This is a genomic window from Bacillus sp. Bos-x628 (assembly GCF_040500475.1).
Taxonomy (GTDB): domain Bacteria; phylum Bacillota; class Bacilli; order Bacillales; family Bacillaceae; genus Bacillus; species Bacillus maqinnsis.
The window spans coordinates 1330954-1343098 of record NZ_CP159358.1; the positions used below are offsets into that span (position 1 = coordinate 1330954).

General features: G+C 37.9%; 12 protein-coding genes. 7 read left to right on the forward strand and 5 right to left on the reverse strand.

Features of this window, described 5'->3' with window-relative positions:
* Nucleotides 1-121: 121 nt before the first annotated feature.
* Nucleotides 122-310 (forward strand): YhzD family protein, encoded by a 189-nt coding sequence (locus tag ABVJ71_RS06965; protein WP_353856235.1) that lies wholly within the window; start codon nucleotides 122-124, stop codon nucleotides 308-310.
* Between the two features lie 30 nt (nucleotides 311-340).
* Here ABVJ71_RS06965 and ABVJ71_RS06970 read toward each other — a convergent pair whose 3' ends face one another.
* Nucleotides 341-1114 carry an enoyl-CoA hydratase gene (locus tag ABVJ71_RS06970; RefSeq protein WP_353856236.1) on the reverse strand — a complete coding sequence of 258 codons (774 nt, stop codon included), beginning with the start codon at nucleotides 1112-1114 and terminating at the stop codon, nucleotides 341-343.
* 566 nt (nucleotides 1115-1680) lie between these two features.
* Here ABVJ71_RS06970 and ABVJ71_RS06975 point away from each other — a divergent pair.
* Nucleotides 1681-2178, forward strand: coding sequence for a cation:proton antiporter regulatory subunit (locus tag ABVJ71_RS06975; RefSeq protein ID WP_353856237.1), 498 nt, complete (start codon nucleotides 1681-1683; stop codon nucleotides 2176-2178).
* 7 nt (nucleotides 2179-2185) lie between these two features.
* On the forward strand, nucleotides 2186-3409 hold the full coding sequence (locus ABVJ71_RS06980) for a cation:proton antiporter (RefSeq protein ID WP_353856238.1): 1224 nt from the start codon (nucleotides 2186-2188) through the stop codon (nucleotides 3407-3409).
* Between the two features lie 96 nt (nucleotides 3410-3505).
* Here ABVJ71_RS06980 and ABVJ71_RS06985 read toward each other — a convergent pair whose 3' ends face one another.
* From ABVJ71_RS06985 to ABVJ71_RS07000, 4 genes are all read right to left on the reverse strand, one after another.
* On the reverse strand, nucleotides 3506-5005 hold the full coding sequence (locus ABVJ71_RS06985) for a coproporphyrinogen III oxidase (protein WP_353856239.1): 1500 nt from the start codon (nucleotides 5003-5005) through the stop codon (nucleotides 3506-3508).
* Between the two features lie 113 nt (nucleotides 5006-5118).
* Nucleotides 5119-5985: a Cof-type HAD-IIB family hydrolase gene (locus ABVJ71_RS06990; RefSeq protein WP_353856240.1), complete on the reverse strand. Its 867-nt coding sequence runs from the start codon at nucleotides 5983-5985 to the stop codon at nucleotides 5119-5121.
* A gap of 536 nt (nucleotides 5986-6521) precedes the next feature.
* A complete protein-coding gene (locus tag ABVJ71_RS06995) occupies nucleotides 6522-6878 on the reverse strand; it encodes a YlbF family regulator (protein WP_353856241.1) in 357 nt (118 codons plus the stop codon).
* A gap of 120 nt (nucleotides 6879-6998) precedes the next feature.
* Nucleotides 6999-8132 (reverse strand): DUF445 family protein, encoded by a 1134-nt coding sequence (locus ABVJ71_RS07000; protein ID WP_353856242.1) that lies wholly within the window; start codon nucleotides 8130-8132, stop codon nucleotides 6999-7001.
* A gap of 213 nt (nucleotides 8133-8345) precedes the next feature.
* On the opposite strand from ABVJ71_RS07000, the gene ABVJ71_RS07005 reads away from it, so the two are divergent.
* The 4 genes from ABVJ71_RS07005 to ABVJ71_RS07020 all read left to right on the forward strand — a co-directional run bounded on the left by ABVJ71_RS07005 (nucleotide 8346) and on the right by ABVJ71_RS07020 (nucleotide 12022).
* Entirely contained in the window at nucleotides 8346-9452 is a 1107-nt protein-coding gene (locus ABVJ71_RS07005) for a YheC/YheD family protein (protein WP_353856243.1), read from the forward strand.
* On the forward strand, nucleotides 9409-10767 hold the full coding sequence (locus ABVJ71_RS07010; RefSeq protein WP_353856244.1) for a YheC/YheD family protein: 1359 nt from the start codon (nucleotides 9409-9411) through the stop codon (nucleotides 10765-10767). The genes ABVJ71_RS07005 and ABVJ71_RS07010 overlap by 44 nt, the downstream gene beginning before the upstream one ends.
* 152 nt (nucleotides 10768-10919) lie before the next feature.
* A complete protein-coding gene (locus ABVJ71_RS07015; RefSeq protein WP_353856245.1) occupies nucleotides 10920-11129 on the forward strand; it encodes a YheE family protein in 210 nt (69 codons plus the stop codon).
* A 20-nt stretch (nucleotides 11130-11149) separates the two neighbouring features.
* Nucleotides 11150-12022, forward strand: coding sequence for a helix-turn-helix domain-containing protein (locus ABVJ71_RS07020; RefSeq protein WP_353856246.1), 873 nt, complete (start codon nucleotides 11150-11152; stop codon nucleotides 12020-12022).
* Nucleotides 12023-12145: the final 123 nt, after the last annotated feature.

Genomic DNA, 12145 nt, shown 5'->3' on the forward strand with positions numbered 1-12145 from the left:
ATTTTTACGAATGCACGTTCTATCAATTTTGTTAAGAAAAAGCCATTTTTTCATGTAAAAAAGAGGTTTTGACTATTACATTGTTTAATTACATAAAAAACAGAAGAAAGGAAAATGATTGATGGAGAAGACATACTTTTTGACCGTATTTGACCGATCAGGCGAGACATTATTAAATGAAAAAATAACAACTGATAGTGATGAAAAGGCAAAAGAGCTAGGACGACATCGATTAATCGAACAACAATATATGAATCATTCTTACCGGCTCGTCGACAATGCAGGCAAGCTGCTCTTATTTGAACGTTAAAAAGAGCCGGCTTTTCGCCGGCCCATCAAATTATACATTTTGAAATACAGGCTGTCTTTTTTCTAAAAATGCTTGGATGCCTTCTTTATGATCATGACTCTGTCTAAGCCTTGCCTGTGCTGCACGCTCCTTTTGAAGAACCGCTAACAACTGTGGCTCTGACTGCTGAAAATAAATCATCTTTGTTTCAACAAAAGCCTGAAGCGGCATGTTTAAAAATGGTTTCACACATGCTTTCTGATACGTATCGATCTCTTCTTGAAACACACCGTCTGCCAGTCGAAGCTGAAGCGCCTCTTCTGCCGATAGCTTTTTTCCACTCCATATTAATTGTTTGGCCATTTGCTCGTTTACTCTCTTTGCTAAGAAAAAATGACCTCCACCATCAGGGATTAACCCTATTCCATTAAAATTCATGGCCAGCTTTGCATCTTGATGCATGAACAAATAATCACAGCTTAGTGCAAAACTAAAAGCAAGACCTGCCGCCGCCCCATGGACAAGCGCAATCGTCACTTTTTTCATACGTGCAAGAGAAAGTGTAATTCCTTCGATCAAATCCATGACATGATGAAAATCTTCTTCACGTTCTTGCTTGAGCATCATCCCGATATCTCCACCTGCTGAAAATCCTTTTCCCATGCCCTTTATCACAACAATCCTCGCACTGTTTTCTGCCGCTACATCACATGCCTCTTTGAATTCAGCAAACATATCGACATGAAATGCATTATAGGCATCCGGTCTATTGAGAACGATTTCAAAAATATCCCCTTCTAGCTGACATTTGATGAATTTCATCATTTATCCCCCTTTTTCGTTTGAATACAAGACTATTTCCCTTTTCATACTCATAATTCCTTTTCCTCTTCATAAAAATTTCAAGATCAATTGATACTAAAATGAGCATAATTGTTGAAACAAGAAATATATTTTTATATAGTTAAACAAGAAATTCAAATTCATTTGAAAGGAGGAGGATTGTTGATAAGGTGTTACATTTTTATATTGGTGAGCTTCATCGTCATGTTTTCTCCCTTTTCAAATGTCGCTTTTGCTTCTCAGGCAGAAGCGAGCACGATCAATCTCATTTCTCCGTCTATAAATGATGAAGAAATGAACGCTGTAAAGACATCTCCATTTTCAAAAAAACATGCTCCATCGATTCGATTGTACCGCAGATTATCAATGGCTGATTTGAAGGCTTTTCTATTAAAGCCCGCTCAATCAAAGGCGTTATCCATTGATCTATGTTTTTTGGAAATGAAGTGTGCAATCCCCATTATGTGTCAATCAAATTACCTCTCCTGATTCATTTTATTTCATCCGTATGAGCAACTATACCTATCTATCATATTCGGAGGGATAAAATGAATATTAAAGAAAATGATCTTCCAGGGATCGGAAAGAAATTTGAAATTGAAACGAGAAACAGAGAAAAGATGACGATTGTGATTCATGATGATGGCAGGCGGGAGATTTATCGATTTGACGATGATGATCCAGATGAAGTCCTGTCAACCATCTCCCTCGATGATTCTGAGTCACGGCAAATTGCTGCCATTATTGGCGGAATGGTATATAAACCGCAAGCACTTGAGACCATCGAAATGGCCTTTAATGACCTCATCATTGAATGGTTTAAGGTGGAAAAAGGTGCAAAAGCGGTTGGACATACACTCGGTGATTTAGATGTAAGACAAAATTATGAAGTAACTGTCATTGCGATTATTAAGCATACAAATGAAAAATTACTCAACCCAGGTGCCGATTCCATTATTGAAGAAAATGATACGATGGTTATTTCAGGCGAAAGAAAACACTTGAAGCGATTGATACGTGATTTTCTTTCTAGAGGGGGAGAGTGATGAGAGAATGGATCATCTAGTCTTTGAAGTTGGCACTGCGCTTATTCTGATCGCCATTGCCAGCTTAATCGCCAATAAAATGAAATTCTCTATCATTCCATTTCTCATTGTCCTCGGAATAATTGTTGGTCCTCACGCTCCGACCATCGGTATCATTGATTTGAAATTTATTGAAAGCTCTGAAATCATTTCGTTCTTTGGCAGAATGGGTGTCTTATTTCTCCTATTCTACCTTGGACTTGAGTTCTCTGTCGGAAAGCTCATTAAATCAGGCAGATCCATTGCAGTCGGCGGGTCTATCTATATTTTAATCAACTTCAGCTTAGGTCTTCTTTATGGCTTTATCACAGGCTTCGGTTTCCTTGAGGTTCTGATTATGGCGGGTGTCATCACCATTTCATCTAGTGCAATTGTCGCCAAAGTCCTCGTTGATTTAAAACGGACAGCAAATCCTGAAACAGAATTGATTCTTGGGATTATTATGTTTGAGGATATTTTTCTCGCTGTCTATTTATCCGTTGTATCAGGTCTTGTCCTTGGAGATGCCACATCCGTTGGCAGTGCCTTATTATCTATTTTAATTGCCTTTGGTTATATGATGCTTTTCTTCATCATCGCACGAAAACTGCCAAAACTATTAAACAAAATATTCGATATACGTTCAAATGAAGTGTTCATCATTGTGATTTTTGCCGCTTTATTCTTTGTCGCCGGTTTCTCAGAAACAATCCATGTAGCAGAGGCCATTGGCGCTCTATTACTCGGCCTTGTTTTCTCAGAGACAGAGCATTCAGACCGAATTGAGCATCTCGTTGTTCCGTTTCGGGATTTCTTCGGTGCCATGTTTTTCTTCAGCTTCGGTTTAAGCATTGATCCTTTTACTTTAGGAGATGCATTTTGGCTAGCGATTGGCGCCGTCATCCTCACCTTAATTGGTAACTTCACTGCCGGTATGTTTGCTGGAAGAAGAGCAGGTTTTTCTCATAAAGCTTCTTCTAATATCGGATTAACCATCGTGTCAAGGGGAGAATTTTCAATTATTGTAGCAGAGCTTGGCATTGCAGGCGGTCTTGCTGCCACATTGAAGCCATTTGCTGCATTGTATGTCTTAATCCTTGCGATCTTAGGACCGCTTGTGACGAAAGAATCAAAGCGCATCTATCAAATGTTAAACCACATTTTCCAGTGGAAAACCGAAAAACCAAACGTGAAAAAAGAAACGACCATATAAACAAACAAGGGCCCCATGAAGTGAGGCCCTTTTTTTTCATCAATTAAAAAATTGCTGGCATTTTTGTATATGAAAAACATTGCATCACCGCAGTGTTTATTCGTGAGATACAAATAACGACTCTAGAAAGTTGATTTTCTCTTCTGTATAGTGCTTATAGCGATCATTATACGATTTTGGATCTTTTGGATTGGCATACTGCGTAATTTTTCCTGATTGCGGATCAATGAATTTACTTGCTGCGCCACATCCAATGCCAATGATCGTCTGAACTTCTTCCATCATGATGATATTATACAAACTCTCTTGTCCTTCTAAAGAGTACCCTACATTTTCAAGATTCCCTAAAATGTTTTTTTGTCTATATAAATAATATGGATGATATTGATGTGCTTTTGTCCACTTGACAGCTTCATCCATCATTTGTATGATCTCTTCTCGGTCCGCCACTTGATACTTCTCCTTATTACGCGTCATTTCAGATGCTCTTTTGAAGGAGAGTGTGTGCACAGTTAAAGATTCAGGCTTTAGCTCTTCAGTCTGATGCAAAGAGTGTTGAAACTCCTTTAAACCTTCACCTGGCAAGCCAATAATTAAATCCATGTTAATATTATTCATTCCGTACTGTCTGGATAAATGATATTTTTCAATCGTTTCATCCACACTATGATGACGACCAATCGCTTTGAGCGTTTCGTTTTCGTACGATTGCGGGTTGATACTAATTCGGTCGATATTGTAGCGGTTTAAAACCTCTAACTTATCAGGCGTAATAGTGTCTGGTCGACCAGCTTCTACCGTTATTTCACGAATATGTTTCACATCTGGAAATGAGCGATACATTTCTTCATACAGCAAATCCATTTCCTCAGCGGTAATACTTGTCGGTGTACCCCCTCCGAAATAAACCGTTGTCACTTTAATCCCTTGTTCTTTTAGCCACGAGCCAATTTTCTGCATCTCATAATGTAGCCCAAAGAGAAACGTTCCGACTCTGCCAGCTTGTCCTTTAATCGCATACGCAGGGAACGTACAATAGGCACATTTCGTTGGACAAAAAGGAATGCCGATATACACACTGACTTCCTGCTGAAGGTCATACAGGTCAGGTATCGCTTGAAGCTGACGATCTACAATTTCCTGCATCAAATTGATTTTTTCATCATGTATCAAATAATTACGTTTTAATGCAGCATGCGCCTCTTCCTTTTCCATTCCTTCTCTAAGCAACTTATGAAGTAATTTCGTAGGACGTATTCCCGTGAGAATTCCCCATTTTTGCGTGATTCCTGTATATTCTTGAAGAAGGTTTAAGTAAACAGACAGTACAGCATTTTTGAGTTGCTTCCAACGTTCCTTCTCATTCAATCCATCCGGCATTTCTCTTGTAAAACGACTTCTTACATCTGAATCATAAATATGTCCAACGGCCTCAACCACTCCATGATCTTCTTTCCAACCGAGCTCCATTACCAGACCCTCATCAAGAGCATGTTGATCGAACAACACTTCACTATCTTCTTCAAATAAATTCGCAATATTGACAAGCGGACGATGAAAACGTTCATCTGACAGCCCTTTAATTACAATTCGCATCGAATCACCTTTATCTTCAAACTTGTTTCATTTTACAAAATTCATCTTGGAAAAGCAATGAAGGAAACAGACGATGGCCCTGCCATTTTTTGATTGACAGGGCCTTTATCTGTTTATCGTTTGATATCAAATTGATGTAAAAAACCTTCCCTTTGCTGCATCCTAAAATATTCTTTGATCATATAAGCAACGCCTTGTTCATCATGAGATCGTGTGACCCAATCGGCTTTACGCTTTACCGAATGAGGTGCATTACCCATAGCTACCCCTAATCCTGCTAGCTCAAGCATAGGAATATCATCTATCCCATGACCAATCACTACTGTATCTTCTAAAGTAAAACCAAGTGATGAGGCCAAAAGGGAAAGACCTGCTTCTTTCGAAACACCTTTACACACGATATTCATTTTCTCATCGCTAATCTTGATCAGATTGATAGATGGGAACGCTTGTTGAATGGTTTTGTATATTTCAGGCTGAAGAGCTGCTGTCGAATATACTTCGATAACAGGCGTACTTACTGGCTCATCCATCAGCATATCACTTAAAGATTCTACAAATTGGACTGGATAAAAGATCGGATCAGACGGATGAATCAGTGTTTTCCCCATTAGTTGAGACTGGGTCTTTTTTCGATTACCAATCGAGAATTTTTCATGTAGTAATCGGATATTACAATCAAAGCTCTCAAGAATTTGCACAAGATTAAACGTTTTTTCTTCCGTTAATTTCTTCACATGAAGTGGTTCATCGAGTTTATCTGCGATAAAAGCACCACTATGAGTCACAAGTGTTGAAGACGATATTTTCAACGCCTTGGCAATTTTTTGTGCTGATCGAAAATGCCGATTGGTCACAATCGTCACATAAACCCCTTTTCTCTTTACATATTCCACAGCTTCTTTTGTAGCGGAATGAATTTTCCCATTGGAACGAAGTAACGTCCCATCTATATTGAGTGCAAGTAATTTTTTTGACACTGAGGTATCCCCCTTCTTGATGACTGTACTTATGATGAGGATATGCCCTAACCGAGAGCTTTAGAACATGCAGTTGAAGTCGAACTTTCATGAATCAAAAAGGATACCCCCATAAGTTGAAATGAAACAACCAGTCACCGAAAGAGTTTCGGCAACTGGCTGTTTCATAAAGGTGTTTGATATCCATGCCTAAAAACGGGCATCAGTCCTCCAGCCTACTCCTAAGGCTTTTTATGTATGATTTGGATGCGTAACAATGGCGTGATGAAGCTCCCCATTTTCCCCCTTTATCTTTCACACACCAAAGCATTGCTTATATCATATCCCCTTATGCTTTGTATTTCTCCCTGAAGCGCTTCTCTCTTAGTTGACTGATCACCATAAAATCCAAAATGAAACGCACCCAATGAAATCATGAAAGTACATTTTTGAAAGCACTTTCAATAAGTATTATCGCAAAATTTCTCAGCTTCGACAACCTTTTTTTTAGGTTGGATGATCAAACAAAAAAAGGGCAAATTCAATCGCCCTTACAATTAATTTTCTTCCGGATTTCCGTAAAGCTCTTCAAGAGGCTTCATGATGATTTTATTTAATTCACCGATAAGAACACTCACACGTTGTTCGGCTTCCATCAACCGAGAGATTTTATCATGTTGCTGAACAAGTGTAACTGTTTTTTGAGCTTGCTCAACTTCTTCTTGTGTAATCTCTTGACCAGTCATTTGTTTTTGTTGAAGGTTTACTTGAATGTCACGAAAGTTCTCAAACATTCTTTTAGAAGACTCATCCTCGTTAACCTCATCATAAAGATTTCTTAAAGTTGAATATTCTTCGCTTTGTCGCAATGCTTTTTCAAGGTCATATGCAACATCATAAAGATTTACAGACATGTCATGTCTCCTTTCTATCCGTTATCACCGATATCATCGGCGGACACCACTCCACTATAACAAACTATGGCTTTTGTTTCACATATATACAATGAATTCATCAAAATTCTCTTCTTACTGTTAGAATAATGTGACGAAAACAGCCTGAATAGCGCCAATGATTCCGCCTAAAAAACCACCTAAAAATGTAATCATCTTAAGCTCTTTATTGGAAATGCTGACAACCAGCTCCTCCATTTTTTCAAGTGGAAAAAGTTCTATTTGCTCGCGAATGATTTCTTCAAATTGAAGCTTCGTCAGTAAACCCTCTAAAGCATTCGCTGCCGCTTCCATCCCCTTATCAATGAGAACAGGTGCAAATTGGAATTTGAGATCATTTGCCACGGCACTGATATAAGTTCCTACTGGTCTGTCTAAAAGCAGCTTTGTAGAGAAATGTGAAAGCAATCGTCTTTTCACACGAAACACAATCCTCTTCACATCCCACTTTTCATCCAACTTCTGAAGAGAAAATGTCTTTACCTTATCCCATTCTTGTACTAACACATCTGATAAAAATCTCTTTGTTTCTGCATTTCTCAAAAACTTCATGATTTCAGGGTGTACTCGGTCGATTAAGCTTGAATTGCCAAGAAACATTTGAACCATACTGCCAAACATCCCTCGTTCTTTTAAGAAGTCGTCAATCATATTGCCGAGCCTTGCTTTCCCTTCCTCACTTTCAAAGTAATGAATCCCTCTCATTAAAATATAATCTGCCACATCTGGGATTTTTGCCGAGAGCTTATCTTTGACTTCCTGTGGAAGCAGTTCAGATAATGATTGTTGATCATACTTTTCAAACAATGCAGAGAGCTTCTCATCTGACCACTGACTCAACCATTCATCCATTTTCACGTCAGCCTGTAGAAATCCGAATTTTTCTAAAAAAGCAGAGACTGATATCTCCATTTCAGCGGTCTTATCAATATAGCGCTGAACAGTGTTCAATATGTCTTCTCTAGCCTCTGACGTTTCAAAGCGTTTTTTAATACCATCTGGAGTAAGGAGATGTTCCATCACCATCACACCTACTTGCTTTGCTACTTCGTCTCTTCTTTTAGGAATGAGTCCCGGTGTAAATGGAAGCTGCTTCCCAAATAAATAATAAGTTTTATAAGGACGAAAAAGCATTTTAATCGCAAGATAATTTGTTGCTGCTCCTATAACCGCTCCTATTACGATCATAAAGATAAACGTTGTGAGTATATCCAAAATTGTCATCTACCTTTCAAACAACACCCGATGTTTATTGTTTTTTATCTATTCGTATTATAGTTTTTGTCAAAAGTCCAAGCAAATGGGCTTTCATCAAGACATATGGTTAAGCTATCTGTCGTAATGATAAAGGAACGCAAGATTTTTGTAAAATCATAAAAAAATGTTTTTCGTTTGTTAAAAAAGAATGTGAAAAGTAGGTGGTTTTACATGATGTCAACATTAGGCGTTGTTACTCTTTCAACACAACATGAAGAGACATTCACGCTTCAGCTCGCCAAAGCTGCCTCTCCTTTTGGTTTAGAAATTGTGCGTTTTACACCACTTGACTTAAAACCAACTTCAAATCTTATTCAAGGTCAAAAGTTTAAGGTTGGCCAAGGTTTTGTATCAGAGGAATTTCCGATTCCTGATTTCATTTATGATCGATGTCTGTACCAGCATGATTCACGATCTAAAAAAGCAAAACCAATCATGAATTGGTTAAAAAAGTATCCGAAAACAACATTTTTGAACACAGGATTTCCAAATCAAATGATTCTATTCGAGCAGCTCCAACATCACCCTTCATTAAATCCATATCTACCAGTCTGCTCATTATTAAAAGAACCATCTGATCTTATCGAGATGGTAAAGGAAAACGGGTATTGTAAAATGCATCCGCTCTCACAGCAACATTCAGCTCCAGCTTACTTGATTTATATGAATGATCAATCAACTTTAACCGTCCAGCTCAATCAAAAGCATTTCATCACATTTTCTAGTCAATCAGACGCCGAGCGCTGGTGCCAAAAGTATCTCGGTCGCTATTTACTTCAATATTTCAACACGCCTTTCCAAAATGATTTTTTATTAACTGAAATCAGGATTTTTCTCATGAAAGATGCTCAACATCAATGGCACTGCATGGGAAATTATATAAAATCAGCAACTAAAAATAGCTTTTTAAGGAATACACAAAATTCAAACCATATGTTAGTCTTTGATCACTACCTAAACACATTGCAACCGCACATAAGGCAGCTCTTGCTAGATGATATGTCAACCATTCATTCGTCTCTTCCAGCTTATTTGGAAACAAGATTTTCTCCTTTCATTGAATTCGCTGTAGACTTGCTCCATACAAGCGAAGGTAAACTTTTTATATCAAATATAATGTCAAAGCCAGGGCGGTCCGCTTTTTTAAAGGTCTTCCCTGAAAAAGAAAATAAATTCATCCGTTGTATTCTCGAGCATGGGCAATCAATGATATCTCAACAAAAGGAGGTTCATCATGCTCCAAAAACGTTGTATCATCGCTCCTCATTTAACAAGTAAAAGAACGATCCATCTCCCCTTTCAATTTAAGCAGCAGGAATCTATACAATCTATCGCTTTCGGGTCTCTCTCTTTAGACGGCTTCACCATTTCATACCATCAAAACAAACATAAAATGTTATTATCTGAAGATCTTTTCCACGATTTACTTATTCCTTATGAGACTAAAGCTGATGTGATTTTACATGACAATACACTCTATATAGGACCTCTCATTGGAATATTTACCGCAGGGTTTGAACAGAATGCTCAACCATTAGGAACTCGCTCTGATTTTTTCGTTCATCTACTAAAGTCTTGCAGAAAACATGTTGGGTTTGCTTATCTTTTTGGGACTCATTCTATTGATTGGGATCAAGGAATAGTGGAAGGGTACCTTTTCCAACAACAAAAATGGCTTAAAAAGCAATTCCCTCTCCCGACAGTCATCTATGATCGACTACCAAATAGAAAGGTTGCTCAATCAGCGTTCATACAAGAAACAAAACGAAAACTTACACAAGACTACGATATCCCTTGGTTCAATCCTTATTTCTTTAATAAATGGCACATTCATGAAAAGCTGCTTGCAGATCAACGTTCAGTATCCTTTCTACCGCATTCTATACAACTAGACCCTTTAGATGCTTCATGTAAAATAGAAACACTCCTCCATCTGCACAATGTGATTTATCTAAAACCAATGAACGGAAGTCATGGACATGACATTTATCAGCTTAAAACGACTAAGAGTGGAATTAATGTCTATACAAATAAAGGGATGTCCGTTGAATTTTATTCAGTAGAGGAATTTCTAGAAAAATTTAGAAAGGAACACACGATACATGAATTTATAGCTCAACAAGGCATCGATTTACTACATATCGAGAATCAGCCGCTTGATTTCAGAGTGCATACAAACAAAAATAAATATGGTTATTGGACAGTAACTGCTATCGCTGCAAAAGTATCTGGAGACCATACAGTTACCACCCATCATTTACATGGAGGGACTGTTAAAACGCTGACTGACATCTTTCATGTACAAGAAACACGATTGAAGATTTTACAGCAGCTTTCAGAAACTGCTATCCATCTTAGTCAAGTCATTGATGAAAAAATGCCGGGCTTCATAGGTGAAATCGGATTTGACTTAGGAATCGATCACTCTGGATCTACTTGGATGTTTGAAGCTAATTCCCGGCCTGGAAGAGAAATTTTTCGGCATTCTTTATTAAAAAATTCAGAATGGCTCGTTGGTAAAAGAATCGTCGATTACGCATCCTACTTATCACAAAAAGCGCTCTTTATCACCGAGCATTCGAACGTCAATTAATTGCTTATCTATCATCAACAGTGTTCTCAAATCCATCCTTTTCCTATGCTCTATCCATAAGATGAGATACAATATAACTAAGTCAAAAGTTCTTTTCTTATTGTCGTTTTTGTTTATTGTGTAATCAATAAAAGCAAGGAGGCAGTAACGATATGATTTCCCATTTTCAATGGAAACCGCTTTTTAAGAAAGCTCAATTGCCTGGCTGGAAAATATCCTTTTTTCATAATGGTGCGCATTATGAAGGCATCTACCACAAAACTGGTGATATCGAATGGGGCTCACAACTTCCTCCACACGAAGTTGAACCAAACCTAAAAGAAGAAATCCATGAATTAATGCTATTTCATGTCTATGATTAAACTGTTTAAGGAGTCTCGCCATGCTAGAAAAATTAAAGCTTGTATACGGCAAACATATCATCAGTTCACCTACCAATGACAAACATATTCTATGGTATCAAACCGATCAAGGCGAAATATTTGGAGTAGACGGAACCGAATTATCTTCAAGAGAAACACTCCTTTTAAACTCATTACTTACACCGATCAATTTATCTAATACTCAAGAAACTGAAGATGAAAAGAACTGGTACAGTTATCTTTTTGAAGAAAAATCATTAACAGTGCACGAACCCGTCCGTGTTTATTATTTTAGAATGTTCCATCAATCAGAACAGAAACAACAAATAAAAGAGGCTGTTAGCAGCAGCCTCGATCATACTCATTTGATTTGGACAGGCGCTGACACTGCCATGATGATTCAATCAAATGCCACATCAGATAATGGACAATTAGACAAGCTGAATGATCTTTCTCAAGCATTTACAAGTGACTTTTTAACAGATTCAGTCTTTTTACAAGGACAATTGCATCTGCCAAATAAACAGCTAAGAACGAGATTGTTAAATGAACATCAGCTCTTTTTGACGCTCATTCAACGGGGAAAGCTTAGATCAGGTGTAGCGACATTTTATCAATGTCTTCCATACCTATTTCGTTATAATCCTCATGTGGTATCTAGCTCGATTTCCGATGCATTTAAAGAAACGGTCCTTGATCGAGAAGTTTCCCGCACTCTCAAGACGTATATGCAGTGCAATTTGAATGCGTCCCAAGCTGCCAAAGCTTTATATGTACACAGAAATAGCCTTCAATATCGCATTGATAAATTTATTGAACGGACAGGAATAGATATACGTCATTTCACAGAAGCCGCAGCTACTTATTTCATGATGAGTCTTCTAGATCTTTAAAAAGAAACTGCCGTAAGCACTCTGCCCAAAAAATGAAAAAAGATGTTGTGCACGTTGTCCATTTACAGACACTTGCCCATTTTATACACTCTACATATAAGTAAAGCGCTTTCAACAGAAAGG